This is a genomic window from Nonomuraea spiralis (assembly GCF_014648435.1).
GTDB lineage: Bacteria > Actinomycetota > Actinomycetes > Streptosporangiales > Streptosporangiaceae > Nonomuraea > Nonomuraea spiralis.
The window spans coordinates 148,860-168,118 of the sequence record NZ_BMRC01000021.1 but is presented as its reverse complement, the minus strand read 5'-3'; the positions used below and the strand labels follow the sequence as shown (position 1 = coordinate 168,118).

19 protein-coding genes are annotated in these 19,259 nt (G+C 68.8%); 12 read left to right on the top strand and 7 right to left on the bottom strand.

What is annotated here, in order from left to right:
- From IEZ27_RS38305 to IEZ27_RS38285, 5 genes are all read left to right on the top strand, one after another.
- Positions 1–757, top strand: a 757-nt coding sequence (locus tag IEZ27_RS38305) for an RDD family protein (RefSeq protein ID WP_189651747.1), incomplete at its 5' end; no start/stop codon positions are given.
- 105 nt (positions 758–862) lie between these two features.
- The gene (locus tag IEZ27_RS38300) at positions 863–1,351 is read left to right on the top strand and encodes an RDD family protein (protein ID WP_189651746.1); all 489 of its coding nucleotides are present in this window, start codon (positions 863–865) and stop codon (positions 1,349–1,351) included.
- A gap of 515 nt (positions 1,352–1,866) precedes the next feature.
- Complete coding sequence (locus IEZ27_RS38295) at positions 1,867–2,199, top strand: histone-like nucleoid-structuring protein Lsr2 (RefSeq protein ID WP_125641669.1); 333 nt, start codon at positions 1,867–1,869, stop codon at positions 2,197–2,199.
- 1,146 nt (positions 2,200–3,345) lie between these two features.
- Complete coding sequence (locus IEZ27_RS38290; RefSeq protein ID WP_189651745.1) at positions 3,346–5,847, top strand: ATP-dependent Clp protease ATP-binding subunit; 2,502 nt, start codon at positions 3,346–3,348, stop codon at positions 5,845–5,847.
- An 800-nt stretch (positions 5,848–6,647) separates the two neighbouring features.
- The gene (locus tag IEZ27_RS38285; protein ID WP_125641663.1) at positions 6,648–7,586 is read left to right on the top strand and encodes a sugar phosphate isomerase/epimerase family protein; all 939 of its coding nucleotides are present in this window, start codon (positions 6,648–6,650) and stop codon (positions 7,584–7,586) included.
- Between the two features lie 7 nt (positions 7,587–7,593).
- On the opposite strand, the gene IEZ27_RS38280 is transcribed toward IEZ27_RS38285, so the two are convergent.
- Positions 7,594–8,007 (bottom strand): MarR family winged helix-turn-helix transcriptional regulator, encoded by a 414-nt coding sequence (locus IEZ27_RS38280; RefSeq protein ID WP_229824727.1) that lies wholly within the window; start codon positions 8,005–8,007, stop codon positions 7,594–7,596.
- Positions 8,008–8,123: 116 nt separating this feature from the next.
- On the opposite strand from IEZ27_RS38280, the gene IEZ27_RS38275 reads away from it, so the two are divergent.
- Positions 8,124–8,501: a cupin domain-containing protein gene (locus tag IEZ27_RS38275; protein ID WP_125641660.1), complete on the top strand. Its 378-nt coding sequence runs from the start codon at positions 8,124–8,126 to the stop codon at positions 8,499–8,501.
- 29 nt (positions 8,502–8,530) lie between these two features.
- Complete coding sequence (locus IEZ27_RS38270) at positions 8,531–8,947, top strand: cupin domain-containing protein (RefSeq protein WP_185845011.1); 417 nt, start codon at positions 8,531–8,533, stop codon at positions 8,945–8,947.
- A gap of 19 nt (positions 8,948–8,966) precedes the next feature.
- On the opposite strand, the gene IEZ27_RS38265 is transcribed toward IEZ27_RS38270, so the two are convergent.
- Positions 8,967–9,842 carry an A/G-specific adenine glycosylase gene (locus IEZ27_RS38265; RefSeq protein ID WP_189651743.1) on the bottom strand — a complete coding sequence of 292 codons (876 nt, stop codon included), beginning with the start codon at positions 9,840–9,842 and terminating at the stop codon, positions 8,967–8,969.
- Positions 9,843–9,920: 78 nt separating this feature from the next.
- Here IEZ27_RS38265 and IEZ27_RS38260 point away from each other — a divergent pair, with 78 nt between their 5' ends.
- A complete protein-coding gene (locus IEZ27_RS38260) occupies positions 9,921–10,592 on the top strand; it encodes a hypothetical protein (RefSeq protein ID WP_189651742.1) in 672 nt (223 codons plus the stop codon).
- Between the two features lie 14 nt (positions 10,593–10,606).
- On the opposite strand, the gene disA is transcribed toward IEZ27_RS38260, so the two are convergent.
- Genes disA through IEZ27_RS38235 form a run of 5 tightly spaced genes read right to left on the bottom strand, consistent with a single transcriptional unit; the run spans position 10,607 to position 14,587 of the window.
- A complete protein-coding gene (disA, locus tag IEZ27_RS38255; protein WP_189651741.1) occupies positions 10,607–11,683 on the bottom strand; it encodes a DNA integrity scanning diadenylate cyclase DisA in 1,077 nt (358 codons plus the stop codon).
- A gap of 40 nt (positions 11,684–11,723) precedes the next feature.
- Positions 11,724–13,130, bottom strand: coding sequence for a DNA repair protein RadA (gene radA / locus IEZ27_RS38250; RefSeq protein WP_189651740.1), 1,407 nt, complete (start codon positions 13,128–13,130; stop codon positions 11,724–11,726).
- Between the two features lie 37 nt (positions 13,131–13,167).
- Positions 13,168–13,476: a thioredoxin gene (gene trxA, locus IEZ27_RS38245; protein ID WP_221762492.1), complete on the bottom strand. Its 309-nt coding sequence runs from the start codon at positions 13,474–13,476 to the stop codon at positions 13,168–13,170.
- Positions 13,477–13,478: 2 nt separating this feature from the next.
- Positions 13,479–13,847: a MerR family transcriptional regulator gene (locus IEZ27_RS38240; RefSeq protein WP_189651739.1), complete on the bottom strand. Its 369-nt coding sequence runs from the start codon at positions 13,845–13,847 to the stop codon at positions 13,479–13,481.
- Between the two features lie 41 nt (positions 13,848–13,888).
- The gene (locus IEZ27_RS38235; protein WP_189651738.1) at positions 13,889–14,587 is read right to left on the bottom strand and encodes a class I SAM-dependent methyltransferase; all 699 of its coding nucleotides are present in this window, start codon (positions 14,585–14,587) and stop codon (positions 13,889–13,891) included.
- A gap of 112 nt (positions 14,588–14,699) precedes the next feature.
- Between IEZ27_RS38235 and IEZ27_RS38230 the strand changes: the two genes are divergently transcribed.
- The 4 genes from IEZ27_RS38230 to IEZ27_RS38215 all read left to right on the top strand — a co-directional run bounded on the left by IEZ27_RS38230 (position 14,700) and on the right by IEZ27_RS38215 (position 19,112).
- Complete coding sequence (locus IEZ27_RS38230; RefSeq protein WP_189651737.1) at positions 14,700–15,509, top strand: sugar phosphate isomerase/epimerase family protein; 810 nt, start codon at positions 14,700–14,702, stop codon at positions 15,507–15,509.
- A gap of 11 nt (positions 15,510–15,520) precedes the next feature.
- Entirely contained in the window at positions 15,521–16,285 is a 765-nt protein-coding gene (locus IEZ27_RS38225) for a class I SAM-dependent methyltransferase (RefSeq protein ID WP_189651736.1), read from the top strand.
- A gap of 16 nt (positions 16,286–16,301) precedes the next feature.
- Positions 16,302–16,886 (top strand): TetR/AcrR family transcriptional regulator, encoded by a 585-nt coding sequence (locus IEZ27_RS38220; RefSeq protein WP_189651735.1) that lies wholly within the window; start codon positions 16,302–16,304, stop codon positions 16,884–16,886.
- 126 nt (positions 16,887–17,012) lie between these two features.
- The gene (locus IEZ27_RS38215; RefSeq protein ID WP_189651734.1) at positions 17,013–19,112 is read left to right on the top strand and encodes a (Fe-S)-binding protein; all 2,100 of its coding nucleotides are present in this window, start codon (positions 17,013–17,015) and stop codon (positions 19,110–19,112) included.
- Positions 19,113–19,259: the final 147 nt, after the last annotated feature.

Sequence of the window (19,259 nt, the reverse complement as noted above, 5' to 3'; positions counted from 1 at the left end):
CGGCCAGCAGCAGGGCTATGGGCAGGATGCCCAGTACGGCCAGCAGCAGGGTTACGGCCAGCAGCCGCAGTCCTCCGGCCAGCAGTACACCCAGCCCGGCTACGGCCAGCAGGACCAGTACGGCCAGCAGCAGTACGGCGACCAGCAGCAGTACGCCCAGCAGGGCTACGGGCAGCAGGGCTACGGCCAGCAGCAGTCGCAGCCCTACGGTCAGCCCGGCTACGGCCAGCCCGTCGGCGTGCAGCCCCCGGGCGCCCCGGCCCCCTTGGCGGAGTGGTGGCAGCGTCTGGTCGCGAGGATCGTCGACGGCGTCATCCTCATGGTCGTGAACTTCGTGATCAACCTCATCCTGGGGCTGTTCGCGGTCGGCTACGACTCGGCGTCCGGAGCCACCTCCGGCCTCTTCTCGGCCTACCTCATCGGCATCCTGTCGACGATCATCTCGACCGCTCTCTGGGTGGTCTACGAGTTCTTCATGACGAAGTCGAACGGCCAGACGGTCGGCAAGATGGTCATGGGGATCAAGGTCGTGCCGGTGGGCCAGGCCCTGGCTCCCGGCGGGCTCGGGACCGACGTCGCGATCAAGCGCGCCGGCGTCACCTGGGGTGGCTACATCCTCAGCATCATCCCGCTCCTGGGATGGCTGATCGGCTGGGCGTGCGTCGCGGTCAACGGCGCCTCGCAGCTGTGGGACAAGCCGCTGCAGCAGACGTTCGCGGACAAGTTCGCGGGCACGGTGGTCGTGAAGATCAAGTAATCCCGCGTCAGCGTAAACAGGGGCCGGCTTCCCGCCGGCCTCTGTTTTGTGTGTGCGGGGCGTACCAAAATGGGGGGTACGACCGCCGACCGCGTGAGGTGGGATATGGCCGGGACACCGTCGTGGCCGGGCGCCGTGCCCGCGGAATGGTGGGAACGCCTCGCCGCCCGCTTCATTGAGGCGCTCGTCTTCGGGGTCTTCTATTACATTCTGTTCATCATCCTGTGGGGCATCTTCCGAACTGTCGGGATGTCGGAGGGGTTCGACGGGCGGCTCCCCGGGGCCTGCGCCTGGTTCCTGGCGGGCCTGGGTTATGTGGTCTATGACTGGCGGGCCCATTGCCGGCGGCGCAGGACCTTCGGCAAGGCGATCATGAAGATTCGCCTGGCGCCGGACGACCTTCCGCGGTCGGCTCTGCTGAAACGGGCTCTGGTCTATCCCGGGCCGGTCGTCCTGATGGGCATTCCGGTGGTCAATCTGCTGGCCGGAATACTGCTGTTCGGCGTCGGGCTGCTCATCCTGATCGACAAGCCGTTGGAGCGCGGGCCGCATGACAGGCTGGCCGGAACGCGGGCGGTAAAAGATCTTCGTTGAGGCATCTGCACCTGGGAAGATGCCTTTTCGCAAAATTTTCCCTTGATCCGGTAAGGAGCCTGGAGAGACTGGCATTAGGCTATGGGACGTCCGGGTTGCCGGATGTCGGTGCCCCTGCTCCCAGAGGGCGTCTGTGTGTGGCTATGGTCGGTTCCGGGTGAGTTGTCACCTCGACGTCATGAGGGTCCGGCGTGCTCCGCAGGTCGCGCCGGGATGCGTATTTAGCGCCCCCGAAACCCTGCTAGCCCTGGAGGCGAGGACGAATGGAAGCCGTAACAGACGTATTGTCAGCGCTCATCCCCCCGGTCGTGGTCGGCGGCGCCTTCATCTTTGGCGCGGTGAAGTTGCTGCGATCGGAGGCCGCCGGGCGTCGGTCAAACCGCCAGGATCAGGCCGAGAACCAGAACTGATCTGCCAGTCAGCCGAATCCCCGTAGCGCTGAATTGTCTCCGCGCCTTTCCGGGTATATGTTTGGGCGAGCGAATGAAACAATGCTCCGGGAAAGGATTGCGTAGATGGCCAAGCAGATCCAGGAGATTCTCATCGATGACCTCGATGGGGGCGAGGCCAATGAGACGGTCAGCTTCGCTATTGACGGCTCCTCCTATGAGATTGACCTCAGCGACGTTAACGCCAAGAAGCTGAGGGACGCCCTCACGCCTTTCGTGCAGCACGCCCGCAGGGCAGGAGCCGTGTCCGCCCGTCGCCGTGGTCGCGGCGGCAACCGCGCGATGAGCCGCGAGAAGAGCTCGGAGATCCGGCAGTGGGCCAAGGCTCACGGCCTGCCGGTCAGCGAGCGCGGCAGGATCGCCTCCACCGTGGTGGAGAAGTACGAAGCGGCTCACTGAGCCTCGTCGAGAGAGCCATCTCCTGACCATGCGCTTATGCCGTTCGCCTAGGACCCCGGCGAGCGCCATAAGCGCATGATCGTTTTTGTGGGGAGTTCGCGAATCCTCGCGCCGAGTTGTTGATCTTCTAATTCGCCCAAATGTGGGCGTAATGCTCTTCTGGTTCCTTCCTGGAAGGTTCCTGAGTGGTTCCTGGGTGGGCGGAACGGTCCCTTCCGGGAGATCCCGCCCGAGAGGGGAACGCGCCGGGCTTTGCGGCGGCGTCCGCGCGTTTTTCCGGGGCGTGCTCGGGTGTCCGCCTCGTCCGCGCCTTCGCGGGAACGCGCCAATGCCGTCACCCGCCCGCAATGCCGGCGATCCCGGACTCCCGCGGCGTACGGGCAAAGCGGTCACGCTCCGCCACAGAAACCGGCGCCCGCCCTTCTTGCCGCGGCCTCTGCGGGCTCTTGGCGGGTGCCCGCTTCCCTGGGGCGTCCGGCTTCTTCCGGCCTCTGCGGGCTTCTTCCGCGTTCTTCCGTGTTCTTCGGGTTCTTCGATGGTTCTTCGGTGGTTCTAAGGGGAAGCGTGCATGACCGTAAAACGTGGGGCGTGCGGCTCGTGGGGCACGATGGAAAACCGGTGACCTCTCCCATGTGCCGCGCATTGTCCCGTCCCGTACGCCGCGTGACGACGGGCGGATCGGTAACCCGGCTGACCCGATGGGGAATACGCCCCGGGGCGCGTCAACGTGCCGCGTTGTGCTCAGGGCGTAGCGTCCGCGCTTGGACTCCGTTTGGAGCAGCACATACGATGATTACGTAACAGATACGGGCGCGGGCATCCGAGACGCATGGGCGGACGAGCCACCCCAAGGCCGACCCCGACCCAGTGTCCGATGGCCGATCCGTGTTGGTCCGCCCTGGGCCGCAGCGTCGAATTTCAGGCGCTTCCGCGAAGCCGCCTAAACATCGTTCGCTTGCGGCGTATCGGGAACACGCCACCCCCGAACAGTAGTTGGATGGAGGGTGAACGCCCTGCTCTCGGGGAACGTCTCTGCTATAGAGCGTGTCAGCGGCAGTGGGCACGGTTCGCCGAGCCAGGGCTAGCATGCGGGATGACGGGACCGGATTTACCGGCCTGACTGACCGCTCTGTGAGGAGCGACGAGATGTTCGAGAGGTTCACCGACCGAGCGAGGCGTGTTGTCGTCTTGGCCCAAGAAGAGGCCAGGATGCTCAACCACAACTACATCGGCACTGAGCACATTCTTCTTGGTTTGATCCATGAAGGTGAAGGCGTAGCCGCCAAGGCTCTGGAGAGCCTCGGCATCAGCCTTGAGGGTGTGCGCCAGCAGGTCGAGGAGATCATCGGCCAGGGCCAGTCGGCTCCGTCGGGGCACATTCCGTTCACCCCGCGGGCCAAGAAGGTCCTCGAGCTGTCGCTCCGTGAGGCTTTGCAGCTGGGCCACAACTACATCGGCACCGAGCACATCCTGCTCGGGCTCATCCGTGAGGGTGAGGGTGTGGCCGCCCAGGTGCTGGTCAAGCTTGGAGCTGATCTCAACCGTGTCCGGCAGCAGGTCATCCAGTTGCTCCACGGTTACCAGGGCAAGGAGCCGGCCGCCGCGGGCGGTCCCCAGGAGTCGGCGCCCTCCACGTCCTTGGTGCTCGACCAGTTCGGCCGCAACCTGACCCAGGCCGCCCGCGAGGGCAAGCTGGATCCGGTCATCGGCCGTGAGAAGGAGATCGAGCGGGTCATGCAGGTCCTCTCCCGGAGGACCAAGAACAACCCGGTGCTGATCGGCGAGCCCGGCGTCGGCAAGACCGCCGTCGTCGAGGGCCTGTCGCAGAAGATCGTCAGGGGCGAGGTGCCCGAGACGCTGAAGGACAAGCAGCTCTACACGCTTGACCTCGGCGCCCTGGTCGCCGGCTCCCGCTACCGCGGTGACTTCGAGGAGCGCCTGAAGAAGGTGCTCAAGGAGATCCGCACGCGCGGCGACATCATCCTGTTCATCGACGAGCTGCACACGCTCGTCGGCGCGGGCGCCGCCGAGGGCGCGATCGACGCCGCCAGCATCCTCAAGCCGATGCTGGCCCGTGGCGAGCTGCAGACCATCGGTGCCACGACCCTCGACGAGTACCGCAAGTACCTTGAGAAGGACGCCGCGCTGGAGCGCCGCTTCCAGCCGATCCAGGTGGCCGAGCCCTCTCTCAGCCACACGATCGAGATCCTCAAGGGCCTGCGCGACCGCTACGAGGCACACCACCGCGTCTCCATCACCGACGACGCGCTGGTGGCCGCCGCGCAGCTGGCCGACCGCTACATCAGCGACCGCTACCTGCCCGACAAGGCGATCGACCTCATCGACGAGGCCGGCTCCCGGATGCGCATCCGCCGGATGACCGCTCCGCCGGACCTGCGCGAGTACGACGAGAAGATCGCCAACGTCCGTCGCGACAAGGAGTCCGCGATCGACGCGCAGGACTTCGAGAAGGCCGCTGCCCTCCGCGACCAGGAGAAGCAGCTCCAGCTCAAGCGCGAGCGGCGGGAGAAGGAGTGGAAGGCCGGCGACATGGACGTCGTGGCCGAGGTCACCCAGGAGCTCATCGCCGAGGTCCTGGCCACCGCCACCGGCATCCCGGTCTTCAAGCTCACCGAGGAGGAGTCCCAGCGCCTGCTCCGCATGGAGGACGAGCTCCACAAGCGGATCATCGGCCAGGACGACGCCATCAAGGGCCTGTCGCGGTCCATCCGGCGTACCCGCGCCGGTCTGAAGGACCCGCGCCGTCCCGGCGGCTCGTTCATCTTCGCGGGCCCGTCCGGTGTCGGTAAGACCGAGCTGTCCAAGGCTCTGGCGGAGTTCCTCTTCGGCGACGAAGACGCTCTGATCAGCCTGGACATGTCGGAGTTCATGGAGAAGCACACCGTCTCCAGGCTGTTCGGCTCGCCTCCCGGCTACGTCGGCTACGAGGAGGGCGGCCAGCTCACCGAGAAGGTGCGGCGCAAGCCGTTCTCCGTGGTCCTGTTCGACGAGATCGAGAAGGCCCACCCCGACATCTTCAACTCGCTGCTGCAGATCCTGGAGGACGGTCGCCTGACCGACGCCCAGGGCCGCGTGGTCGACTTCAAGAACACGGTCATCATCATGACCACCAACCTCGGCACCCGTGACATCTCCAAGGGCATCGGGGTCGGGTTCGCGAAGTCCAACGACACCGAGTCCAACTACGAGCGGATGAAGGCGAAGGTCCAGGAGGAGCTCAAGCAGCACTTCCGGCCCGAGTTCCTCAACCGTGTCGACGACATCGTGGTCTTCCACCAGCTCACGCCGAACGAGATCATCAAGATCGTCGATCTGATGCTCGCCCAGGTGGACTCCAGGCTGAAGGACCGCGACATGGGCCTCGAGGTCTCGCCCGAGGCCAAGCAGCTGCTGGCCGACCGTGGTTACGACCCGGTCATGGGCGCGCGGCCGCTGCGCCGTACGATCCAGCGCGAGCTGGAGGACTCCCTGTCCGAGAAGATCCTCTACGGCGAGCTCCGTCCGGGGCAGGTCGTGAAGGTGACGATCGAGGGCGAAGGCGAGAACGCCAAGTTCATCTTCAAGGGCGAGTCCGCCACGACGGTTCCGGACTCGGCGGAGGCGATCGCCGCGCCGATCCAGCACTGACCGCTCCACCGAAAACCCCCGCTCCGGCGGGGGTTTTCTGGTTTTCCGGGTCTTTCGTGGTGCTTCTTTTTCGTGCCCCTTTTTTTACGGCGGGGCCGACGAGACCCAGACGCCGTACATGGTCGGGGGCCTCCAGGGAGACGGGATCTGAGCCCGCACGGGGTCGGCCGCCGTTACGCCGTACGTATCCCCGTCTCCGTGGCCCATCCTGGCCGCCGTTCAGGGCGCCGGGCCCCACCCGTCCCACCTCCCGCCGCGCGGCGCCCCAGAAAGCGCCCGCAAGCGGCGCCTGCGCCCCCTGTACGTGCGCCCCCTGTACGTGCGGCCTCGCGGTGTGCCCTGCGCGCGGGTTCCCTGCATTTCGGGCTTCCCTAACGGGAGCCCGTGGCGGATTGCGGCATGCCGGGCACGGTGCCGGGAGGTTCGCGAGGCGTGCCGGGGCCGCTTGGTGGTGCGGGCTGCGGTGCATGCCCCTCATCGAGCCCCGGGAAGTGCACCGCGTCGGGGGTGTGGGGAATGCCACCTTGGTGGTGAGCGGCGGTGGGGTGGGGGTTGTTGCCTAATCGTTGGATGAGTGGGTGTACCGCCACCGTTAGTAGTACTACACTGCGTAGAGCATCGCCAAGTCTCATCCAAGTGATCCGCAAGAGCGTGTTCCTAGAGTCAGGGCTGCTCCCGAGGGAGTAGCAAGGGATCAACTCAGGGCGGACGCGTGCGCCACCCGGAAGCAGGCATGCTCGACAGGGTTCGCGCGCCGGAGGCGGGCGACGGGAACACTCAAGCAAGCCGTGGAGGAACCGATGCGCCTGCGTCACAACGACGGAACGCTCGTTCACCTCGCCTACAACGCAGGTATCCACCCTGCCGAGGACCTGGAGAACCTGATCGCCCACCTGACCCGCTACGCGGTGCCGGTGCGCAAGAGGTTGGGCGTGGAGCGGATGGGCATCGGGCTGTGGCTGTCGCCCGGCGTCGCCGATCACCTCACCGCCGACCGCATCGAGCTCGTACGGCTGCGCCGCTCCCTGGAGGAGCGCGGCCTGGAGGTCGTCAGCCTGAACGGCACCGGCGGCCGCAACCAGGAGGTCCCCGGACCCGACTGGGCCAAGCCCGAGCGTTACCGCTACACCATGGCGCTGGCCAAGATCCTGGCGTTCCTGCTGCCCGACGACGTACGGTTCGGCAGCATCTCGACGATACCGATCGGCTGGCGCCGGGACTGGCCGGCCGACCTGCACACCATCGCCACGCGCCGCCTGGAGCGGCTGGCCCGCGAGTTGCGTGGCATCTACAGCGTGACCGGCAAGACCATCCGGGTCGGGTTCGAGCCGTGGCCCGGTTGCGTGCTGGAGACGACGGAGCAGGCGCTTGAGCGGGTGTGCGGCATCGACTCCGAACACCTGGGCGTCTGCCTGGACGCCTGTAACCTCGCCTGCGGGGCCGAGGAGCCGGGCGCGGCACTCAAGGGGCTGGCCGAGGCCGGCGCGCCCGTCGTCAAGCTGGGGCACGTGCACAACCACACGGGTGAGACGCCGAGCACCGGCGCGGTGCTGCACGACACGCTGACGGCGATGTTGTCCGGCGCGGTCAGCGGGAGCGCGCACATCGAGGTCGAGACGCACAATCTGTTCGTGCCGGGGCGTGCGAAGGGGCCGGGGGCGCTGGTGTCGCTGCTGGCCGAGGAGCTGGCTTGGGCCCGTACGAACCTCACCAGCCTCGGCCTGCAACTGGCCGCCTGACCCCCTCTCAGAGGCCGGCGAACCAGCCTGGGGTGTCCAGGCGCCACAGGTTCGCCGGCGTCATCCTGCGCAGATCGGACTCCAGGGCCCGCAGGCGGTCCTCGCCCAGTTCCGCGGCCCATTGGGCGCGCAGGTCGTCGAAGATCCGGGCCGAACGGTCGAGTGCGTCCACGCCGTAGGGCGTGAGGCGCACGATCTTGCGTCTGGTGTCGGCGGTGTCCCTGGTCCGCTCCACGTAGCCGACGCGTTCCAGGGCTTCGACGGTCTTGCCCGCGGCCTGTTTGGAGACGCCGAGTGCACGGCCCAGCTCGACGGCGGTCGTGCCGCGGGTGCCGATCGCCTGCATGACGAATCCGTGCATGGGCCGCATGTCGGGATGGCCCTGCTTGGCGAGTTCGGCGTGGAGTTCGTCGATGAGCACGCGGAAAGCGAGCAGAAGTCGTAGAGGCAGTTCGAAGCCTGGGGCGTCACTTGACACGATAGACAACCTGGTTAACTATATAGACAACGTAGTTGCCTATCTTAAGGGGTTCGAACGTGTCTGTCATTCGTGACGCGGATTCCCGGCGTTCCGAGACGCCGAGCGGGGTCATGACCACCTTCGCCTCGCCGACCCAGGGCGGGGCCTCGCGTTCGCTCTGGCGGGTCGACGCCAAGCCGGGCGCGGCGGGGCCGCTGCATGACTTCGACAACGAGCAGGTGTGGAGCTGGATCTCCGGCGCGGCCACCGTCGAGCTGGGCGAGGAGCGGTTCGCCGTGGGCGCGGGGGACACCGTGGTCATGCCCGCCCACGTCGCGCGCCGGGTGCTGGCCGATCCGGACGCCGGTTACACCGCCGTCGTCACCGCGGCCGCCGGCGCCAGGGCCATCAGCGCCGACGGCGCCGACCTGGGCACCCCGCCGTGGATCGCCTGACCGTACAAGCTGAGAAGAAGGAGATCGTGATGCCTGTTGTGGTGAACGCCGACGCGCGCAGGACCCGTACGCCCAACGCCCTGATGACCACGCTCGCCTCGCCCAGCCAGGGCGGGGCCGGGCAGGCGATGTGGCGGGTGGACGCCGTCCCCGGCATGGAGGGCCCGGTGCACGCCGTCGCCGGCGAGCTGGTGTGGACCTGGCTGGAGGGCGGCGCGGTCGTCGAGCTGGGCGGCGAACGGTTCGAGGTCGGGCCCGGCGACACCATGGTGTTGCCGGCCGACGTGAGCCGGCAGATGTTCGCCGACCCAGGGCGCGGGTTCGTTTCGATCGTGGTCGCCTCCCCGGGGACCGAGGTCTACAACCCCGGTGGCGTGTCCGCGCCCGACGCCTGCGACCTGGCCCCCAAGGGCACGGACCGCACCGTGCCGCCGTGGATGGGCTGACGCGGGGCCTTTGGGCGGGTCAGGCGTGCGGGAGGCGGTACGTGCCGTCGTCGAGCACCTCGGCCAGCCCGTCGGCGACCAGGCCGTCGAGGGCGCGTTCGCGCTGGACCGCGTCGTCCCACACCACGTCGAGGGCGGCCTTCGGCACCGGGCCGTGGGCCGAGCGCAACACCGCCAGCAGGCTGCCACGACACTGGCGGTCGGTGCCGGCGTACGTCTGGCCCTTGCGGGCGGGGCCGGTGTGGGGTGGTTTGCCGGCCAGCCGCCACGCGCACAGATCGGCGACGGGACAGTCGGCGCAGCGCGGCGCGCGGGCCGTGCAGACCAGGGCGCCCAGCTCCATCACGGCGACGCCCCACCGGGCGGCGCCCAGCTCGGGCAGCAGCGTCTCGGCCAGCCGCCGCTCGGCCGCGGAGGTGGCCGTGGGCGGGTACTCCTCGGCGCGTACGGCCCGCGCGAACACCCGGCGGACATTGGTGTCCAGGACGGCGTGCCGGCCGCCGTACGCGAAGCTGGCGACCGCGGCGGCGGTGTACTCGCCGATGCCGGGCAGGGCCAGCAGGGTCGCGTGGTCGGCGGGCACCTCGCCGCCGTGCTCGTCGGTGATGGCCCGGGCGCAGGCGTGCAGGCGCAGCGCCCGGCGCGGATAACCGAGCCTGCCCCAATGCCGTACGGCCTCGCCCGGCGGCTCTTCGGCCAGCGACTTGGGCGTGGGCCAGCGGGCCATCCACTCCCGCCACACCGGCAGGACGCGGACGACCGGGGTCTGCTGGAGCATGATCTCGCTCACCAGCACTCCCCACGGCGTCGCGTCGTCGGCCCGCCATGGGAGGTCTCGGGCGTTGTCCTCGTACCACGCCAGAACGGGGGCGTGCAGGAGGTTCGGCTCAACCACGCGGTCAAGCGTATTCGTAGAAGGACTCGTTCGGCGTGTCGTCACTGTTGGTAGCCGATCAATTACCATGCTGTGCCTATGGATCCGGATTCGATGGGTGGCGACGGCGGTGACGTCTACTGGCGGCGTCGCATGAGCGTGCTGGTGGCCGTTCTCGTCGTCGTGGCCGTGGTGGCGTGGGCGTGTTCCAGCGGGGGCAGCGGCCCGGAGCGCTCGTCCAGCGCGCAGACCTCACCGAGCGCCACGCCCGCCACTGATCCGCTGCTCGCGGGGCTGCGTACGCTCGCCATGGGCACGGCCAGCCCGTCGCCCACCCCGGCGCCCAAGGAGAGCCCGTCCGTCCGGCCCAGGCGTCCCGGAGAGCCGTGCCAGCAGGACAGCCTGGTGCTGAGCCTCCAGGGCGGCAAGGAGCCGATCTACACGGGCGAGACCCGTCCGAGCTTCATCGTCACGCTGGTCAACACCGGGCCGGTGATGTGCACGGCCGACGTCGGGCCGCGGACCATGGAGATCCGCATCACCTCGGGCGCCGACCGCATCTGGTCCACCGCCGACTGCGTGAGCGGGGTCGGGACCGAGGTCAGGGAGCTGCAGCGCGGGGTGCCGTACGTGCGGACCCTGGAGTGGGACCGGCGCCGGTCGAGCACCGACTGCCGCTCGGTCTCGGCGGCCGCCCTGCCCGGCACGTACGTGGCCACCGCCCGCATGGGCACCCTGCGCAGCGGCAAGGGCGTCTTCCACCTGCGCTGATGATGCTGGCCGGCTCAGACGTAACGTTCGAGGATGGACGACTCGGCCAGGCGGGACAGGCCCTCGCGGACGCTGCGCGCGCGGGACTCCCCGACGCCGCCCACCTCCTGGAGGTCGTCGATGCTGGCCGCCAGCAGCTTCTGCAGGCCGCCGAAGTGGTTGACCAGGCGGTCGACCACCGTGGCGGGCAGGCGGGGCACCTTGGCGAGGAGACGGAAGCCGCGCGGGCTCACCGGGCTGTCGAGCCGTTCGGCGCCGCCGTGGCCCAGCACGTGTGCCACGGCCGAGAGGTCGAGCAGCTCGGCGCCTGAGAGGTGGTCGAGGTCGTGCAGGGCCTCGACCAGGCGCTTCTGGCGGCGGCCGGCCGGGGCCGGCAGGTAGTCGCGCACGACCAGCTCGCGCTCGGAGTCGACGCCCGCCACCAGCTCGTCGAGCTGCAGCGACAACAACCGCCCGTCGGTGCCGAGCTCGACGACGTAGCCCTTGATCTCGTCGGAGATGCGCCGGACCATCTCCAGGCGCTGGGCCACCGCCGACACGTCGCGCACGGTGACGAGGTCTTCGATCTCCAGGGCCGAGAGGGTGCCGGAGACCTCGTCGAGCCGGTGCTTGTAGCGCTCAAGGGTGGCCAGGGCCTGGTTGGCCTTGGACAGGATGGCCGCGGACTCCTCCAGCACGTAGCGGATGCCGTCGAGGTAGAGGGCGATGATCCGCATGGACTTGCTGATCGCGATGATGGGCAGGCTTGTCTGCCTGGCCACGCGCTGGGCGGTGCGGTGGCGGGTGCCCGACTCGTCGGTGGGGATCGCGGGGTCGGGCACGAGGTGCACGGCCGCGCGTACGATCTTCTGGTCGTTGCTCACCACGATCGCGCCGTCCATCTTGGCCAGCTCGCGCAGGCGGGTGGCCGAGAAGTCGACGTCGAGCTCGAAGCCGCCGCTGCAGACCTGTTCGACGGTCCTGTTGTAGCCGAGCACGATCAGCCCGCCGGTCTGCCCGCGCAGGATCCGCTCCAGGCCGTCGCGCAGTGGTGTGCCCGGCGCCACAGCGGCCAAAGCGTCGCGACGGCGGTCGTCAAGACTCCTGTCCACCTGACCCCCGTGTCGATTGGTCACGCCCAGCTTAGCCGTGCTATGTGACGTGCGTGAGTGCGTCCCAGACGTTCTCCGCCTGGACGACCTCGAAGCCGGGTGCGAACGCGACCGGGCCGACGGGCACCAGAGCCCGCTGTCCGTTGCGTTTGCCGGTGCCCGTTTCGAGGGATCCGGCGGGGACGAGCGCCCGCTTGAAACCCAGCCTGGACGCCTCCGTCAGCCGCCTGCGTACGTCCTTGACCGGACGCAGCTCGCCAGCCAGGCCCACCTCGCCGAGCGCCACCAGGCCGGGCGGCAGCGGCTTGTCGCCCGCGGCGCTCGCGACGGCGAGCATGACCGCGAGGTCGACGGCCGGGTCGGCCAGCTTGATGCCGCCCACGGTGGCGGTGAACACGTCGCAACCGCCGAGCCGGGCGTTGAGCCGGCGCTCCAGCACGGCGAGGATCATCTGGACGCGGTAGGTGTCGAGCCCGGAGGAGGTGCGCCTCGGCTGCTGGGCCTCGGTGCGGGCCACCAGCGCCTGCACCTCGGCGGGCAGCGGGCGGGTGCCCTCGACCGTGACGGTGACGCAGGTGCCGGCGACCGGCTCGCTGCGCCGCGAGACGAACAGCCCGCTCGGGTCGGTGATGCCCTCGATGCCGCGTTCGTGCAGGTCGAAGCAGCCGACCTCGTCGGTGGGGCCGAACCTGTTCTTGATCGCGCGGACCATGCGGAGCCTGGAATGGCGGTCGCCCTCGAAGTTGAGCACGACGTCGACGAGGTGTTCGAGGGTGCGGGGGCCGGCGATCGAGCCGTCCTTGGTGACGTGGCCCACGAGCACCGTGGCGAGGTTGCGCTCCTTGGACATGCGCACCAGGTTGGCGGCCACCTCGCGCACCTGGGTCACGCCGCCCGGCACGCCCGTGGCCTGGGCCGAGCCGACCGTCTGCACCGAGTCGACGACGAGCAGCCCGGGCTCGACCTTGTCGACGTGGGTGATCAGCGCCGACAGCTCGGTCTCGGCGGCGAGATAGAGATTGTCCTGGATGGCACCGATACGGTCGGCGCGCAGGCGCACCTGGGCCGCCGACTCCTCGCCCGTCACGTAGAGCACGGTGGTGCGCTCGGCGATGCGGGCCGCCGCCTCCAGCAGGAGCGTGGACTTGCCGATGCCGGGCTCGCCGGCCAGCAGCACCACCGCGCCGGGCACCAGGCCGCCGCCGAGCACCCGGTCGAGCTCGCTCACCCCCGTGGTGCGGGCCGCCGCGACCTCGGCCTTGACCTGGCCGATGGGCAGCGCGGGCCCGGTGGTCGCGCCGCCCTGGACGACGCTGACCCCGGCGCGGGCGCCCTCCTCGTCGACGGTGCCCCACGCCTGGCACTCACCGCATCTGCCGACCCACTTGCTGGTGCGCCAGCCGCACTCGGCACAGCGGTAACCGGGCTTCTGCGCTGTCTTGGCCATGTCGAGCAGGCTAGCGGCACGTACCGACAATCGCCGACTACCGCGTGAGGCCCAGTTCCTGCACCAGCAGGCGCTTGGGCCGGGCGCCGACGATCTGCCTGACGGGCTCGCCGTTCTCGAACAGCAGCAGCGTGGGCAGGCCCATCACGCCGTAGCGGGACATGATCTCGGGGTTCTCGTCGGTGTTGAGCTTGCCGATGGCCAGGCCGTGCTCGGCCTCGATCTCATCCAGTACGGGGGCCACCATGCGGCACGGCGGGCACCACTCGGCCCAGAAGTCGACCAGCACCGGCTTGTCGCTCCTGAGCACCTGCTCCTCGAAGTTGTCGGTGGTCAACGTGATCATTTTCATCCCCTCACGAAACAACCCGGGCACGACTGGGCGAGCTGGGCGGCGACCTCGGCGCGACGGGAGAGCAGCACGCGGATCTCCTCGTCGATCTGCACGATCTTGCGCTGGTAGACCTCGACCGACTCCGAGCACGAGCCGCCCGAGCTGTGGCCCGAGCGCAGGCAGTCGACGAACGGCCTGGTGTCCTCCAGCGTGAAACCGACCGAGAGCAGCGACCTGATCTCGGACACCAGCTTGATGTCCTCCTCGGCGTACTCGCGGTAGCCGTTGGGCCCACGCCTGGCCGAGAGCAGGCCGTGCTGCTCGTAGTAACGGAGTGAACGGGTGCTCACCCCGGTGCGTTCCGCCAGCTCCCCGATGCGCATGTCACTACGGTAAACGTTGACACCGACGTCAATGTCAAGCCTCAGAAGTAGCGCCAGCGCAGCACGTTGGGATAGAAGATCTCCAGGCCGGAGGTCTCGGCGATGGCCTGCTCGGCCACGTCGGGGGCGAACTCGATGCGCAGCACGGCCTCCAGGTCGGCCCGCCGCTCGAAGGTCATCGTGAGGTCGAGCGGCCGCCGCAGCCAGCCCTGCCGGTCCCAGAACGTCTCCACCTCGCGGGCCGAGTACGACGGCACCGTACGCGAGAACCAGCGGCCGAACGAGCCCCGGGTGGCGTCGAGGTCGATCACGAAGGCGGCGCCGCCGCGGCGTACGACGCGGGACAACTCGCGCAGGCCGGGCTCGCAGCCGGGCCCGAAGAAGTAGGCCCAGCGCGCCATCGCGACGTCCACGCTCGCGTCGGGGAGCGGGAGGTCCTGGGCGGTGGCGGCGTGCACCGTCACGTGGGCCAGGTCCGCGCAGCGGCGCCGGGCCAGCCCGGCCAGGTCGCCGTGGGGCTCGACGCCGATCACGTGGGCCGCCTCCGCCGCCAGGACGGGCAGGTGGAAGCCGGTGCCGCAGCCGATGTCGAGGACGGTCGCGCCGGCCCAGGGACGCAGCTCGCGCATCGCCGCGTCGGCGGCGCCCTGGGGGTCTACGGCGCGGTTCTCCAGCTCGTAGACCTGGGGAGCGTTCCAGATGTTCGGGCTCGGGATCGCGCCCCTGGCTATCCGTGGCATGGGGACAACCGTAGTGGCCGGGCGTGTCCGGCGACCGTGGCGTCCGGGCTCCCGGCGGGGTATCTGGTGGGGCTCTCGCGCCAGAGGCGGCTCTCCGGCTTAGGCTGGCAATGTGGCTGATGTCATCCGCGTGCCCAATGCGAAGATCGCATTGTCCACCGCCTCGGTATATCCAGAACGCACTCCTGACGCGTTCGAACTGGCCGCGCGCCTGGGCTACGACGGTGTCGAGATCATGGTCGGCGCCGATCCGGTGAGCCAGGACATCGACGTGATCGAGCGGCTGTCCGAGCATTATCAGGTGCCCGTCCTGGCGATCCACGCGCCCTGTCTGCTCGTGACGCAGCGGGTGTGGGGGAGAGACCCCTGGGCCAAGCTGGTCAGGGCGCAGAAGGCCGCCGAGCGCCTCGGCGCCTCGACCGTCGTGGTGCACCCGCCGTTCCGCTGGCAGCGCGACTACGCCCGCGACTTCGAGAACGGCCTGGCCCGTATGCGCGACGAGACGAACGTCACGTTCGCGGTCGAGAACATGTTCCCGCTGCGCGCGCGGGGCAACGACGTGGTGCCGTACTCGCCGGACTGGAACCCCATCGACTACGACTTCCCTCAGATCACCCTCGACCTGTCGCACACCGCCGTGTCCGGCTCCGACGCCATGGAGATGGCCACCAAGCTCGGCGACCGGCTGGCCCACCTCCACCTGGCCGACGGCATGGGCGTGACCAACAAGGACGAGCACCTGGTCCCCGGCAGGGGCAACCAGCCGTGCGCCCAGATGCTCGAACGCCTCGCGACCTCGGGCTACGGTGGCCTCGTGGTGCTGGAGATCAACACCCGCAAGGCGGCCAGCCGCACCGAGCGCATCGACGACCTGGCCGAGGGGCTGGCCTTCGCCCGGCTGCACCTGGCGGCGTCCCGATGAACGTGGGGCCGATGCGAAACCTGGCCAGGGTCTTCGACAGCGTGGCGGACGCCTACGACGCGGGCCGTCCCACCTACCCCGACGAGCTGTACCGGGCGCTCGCCGAGGTGTCCGGGGTCGAGCTCGACGGCGCCACCACGGTCGACGTGGGCGCGGGCACGGGCATCCTCACGCACGCGCTGCGGGCCCGCGGGTCCCAGGTGATCGCGGTCGACCCGGGGGCCGAGATGCTGGCCCGGCTGGTCTCGCGCACCGCCGGCGCGGGCGGGGGGCGGCCGGCCGTCGCCGCGGTGCTCGCCGACGGCAACGCGCTGCCGCTGGCCGACGGGGTGGCCGACCTGGTGACGTACGCCCAGTCGTGGCACTGGCTCGATCCCGTGGTCTCGATCGCCGAGGCCAGGCGGGTGTTGCGGCCCGGCGGCGCGATCGCGGGCTGCTGGAACCTGCATCACGCGGCCCAGGCCGAGTGGCTGGCCGCGTACGAGTCGCGGCTGGCCGAGGCGGTGCCCACCTACTGGGGGCCGGCGGTCGAGGAGTGGTCGGTGCCGCCCATCGCCGCGGCCTTCGAGGTGATCGAGGAACGCTGGATCCCGTGGACGCGGCTGGTCGGCATCGAGGACTTCCTGCTCGACCTGCGGTCCCACTCGTACATGGCGGCGCTGTCGCCGGAGGCGGCCGACGAGTTGGTCGGGCGGCAGCGCCGGGAGCTGCGCGAGGCGTTCCCCGAGGGTGTGCTGTCGGTGCCCATGCGGGTGTACCTGGCGGTGGGCCGGTGACGGGCGGAGCACGGGGATGAACGACGTACGACGCAGGCCCGGCCGCCGGCCGGGGTCGGCCGACACGCGCGGCGAGATCCTGACGGCGGCGCGCCGGGTGTTCGCGGAGAAGGGCTTCGACAAGGCCACCGTGCGGGGGATCGCGCGGGAGGCCAAGGTCGACCCGGCCCTGGTGCACCACTACTTCGAGACCAAGGAGGGCATGTTCGCGGCGGCCATGCAGCTCCCGATCACGCCCGACGAAGTCGTTCCGCTGCTGCTGGAGGGCCCGCGCGAGGAGATCGGCGAGCGGCTGGTGCGGATGATCCTCGGCGTGACGGCGCGCCCGGAGACCCGCGAGCCGATGATCGCCCTGATGCGCTCGGCGCTGACGAACGAGCAGGCCGCCGCGATGTTCCGCGAGTTCATCACGAACGCGCTGCTCTTCCAGGTGGCCGACCGCCTCGGCGTGCCCCACCTGCGCATCGAGGCGGCCTTCGGCCAGATGTACGGCGTCGTCATGGGCCGCTACGTGATCAAATTGGAGCCTCTGGCCAGTGCGGACCCGGAGGAGCTGGTCCAACTGCTGGCTCCGACCATCCAGAGGTACTTCACGGCGTAGAGCATTGTTCGGTATAGGGCACTGACCATAGGGTATGGGTGTCATCCCAGGAAGTTACTGGCCGGTAAGATTCCTGGAAACACGTGTCCGTATGCTGGCAGCCATCGTCGTCTGTGGGAGGACCCCGTGCTCTGGGTAGCGATCATCGGGCTGGTCATGACCGTCCTGGCGGTGGCCGTCGCCGGCCGCAGGGTGCTGTTCCTGTACAGGCTGGCGACCTCGGGACCACCGGCCCCCGAACGCGTCGAGTACGCCAAGGAGCACGCCGGCGACGAGCTCAAGGCGCAGCTCGTCGAGGTCTTCGGGCAGAAGAAGCTGCTGAAGTGGACCCCGTCCGGCACGGCGCACTTCTTCGTCATGTGGGCGTTCTTCATCCTGCTGACCGTCTACATCGAGGCGTACGGCGCGATCATCCAGGGCGCGATCACCGGTGAGCCCGACTTCCACATCCCGCTCATCGGGACCTGGGGGGTGCTTGGCTTCCTCCAGGACTTCATCGCGGTCGCGTGTCTGCTCGGCCTGGTCGCCTTCGCGATCATCCGGGTGAAGAACTCGCCCAAGACGCTGGGCCGCCAGTCGCGTTTCTCCGGCTCGCACCTCGGCGGCGCGTGGCTCGTCCTGTTCATGATCTTCAACATCATCTGGACGTTGTTCCTGGCCCGCGGCGCCTCGGCCGCCAACGGCAACTTCCCCTACTCCTCGGGGGCGTTCGTCTCCCTGGCGCTCGGCGACGTGCTCCCGGCCGGCTCGCTGCTGGAGGAGATCGCGCTGCTCCTGCACATCGGCTTCATGCTGGTGTTCCTGGTCATCGTGGTGAACTCCAAGCACCTGCACATCTTCACCGCGCCGCTCAACGTGCTCTTCTCCCGGCGTCCCGACGGCCTCGGCGCCGCGCCCGAGCTGCGCGTGGACGGCAAGCTCGTCGACTTCGAGGACGAGGACCTCGACCCTGAGCGCCTCGGCCGGGGCAAGATCGGCGACACGACCTGGAAGGGCTTCCTCGACTTCTACTCCTGCACCGAGTGCGGCCGTTGCCAGTCGCAGTGTCCGGCCTGGAACACCGACAAGCCGCTCTCGCCGAAGATGCTCATCCTCGACCAGCGCGACCACGCCTTCAAGGTGGCCCCGTACCTGATGGCCGCGAGCACCGAGCACGCCGACACCGACGTGCTCGCGCTGCTGGAGAAGCCGCTCGTGGGCGAGGACGGCGTCATCCACCCCGACGTGTTGTGGTCGTGCACCAACTGCGGCGCCTGTGTCGAGCAGTGCCCGGTGGACATCGAGCACATCGACCACATCCTCGACATGCGCCGCTACCAGGTCATGGTGGAGTCGTCGTTCCCGTCCGAGGCGGGCGTGATGGTGAAGAACCTGGAGAACAAGGGCAACCCGTGGGGCATGTCCGAGATGAAGCGGGCCGACTGGATCGGGGAGCTCGACTTCGAGGTCGAGGTCGTCGACGAGAAGATGCCCGAGGACGCCGAGTACCTGTTCTGGGTGGGCTGCGCGGGTGCCCTTGAGGACCGCGCCAAGAAGACCACCAAGGCGGTCGCCGAGCTGCTGCACATCGCGGGCGTCAAGTTCGCGGTGCTCGGCCCGATGGAGGCGTGCACCGGCGACCCGGCCCGCCGCCTGGGCATGGAGTACCTGTTCAACATGCTCGCCCAGCAGAACATCGAGACGCTCAACGAGGCCGGCGTCAAGAAGATCGTCGCGACCTGCCCCCACTGCTTCAACACGCTGGCCAACGAGTACCCGCAGCTCGGCGGCACGTACGAGGTCGTGCACCACACGCAGCTGCTGTCGAAGCTGGTGGACGAGGGCCTGCTCACCCCGGTCACGCCGATCGAGGAGAAGATCACCTACCACGACCCGTGCTTCCTCGGCCGCCACAACAAGGTCTACTCCCAGCCCCGCGACATCATGTCGAAGGTGCCCGGCGTACAGACCCAGGAGATGCACCGCCACAAGGACCGCGGCTTCTGCTGCGGCGCCGGCGGCGCGCGCATGTGGATGGAGGAGCGCATCGGCAAGCGCATCAACACCGAGCGTGTGGACGAGGCGCTGACCACCAACCCCGACACCGTCTCGACCGCGTGCCCGTTCTGCATGGTGATGCTCGGTGACGCGATCAACGAGAAGAAGAACAGCGGCGAGGCCAAGGAATCCCTGGAAGTCGTGGACGTCGCCCAGCTCTTGATCAAATCTGTCAAGGGCGCTTCCTGACCACGAAAAGTCGGACTCCTCTACAGGCTCTGTAGAGGAGTTCCGCACGTCAGCGGTACAGATGCAGGAAATCTGCCATCCACATAACGGGAAAATCACGGTAACCTCAACGTCGCATGGCCTTATTCGACGGGGAGGGGGCTGGTG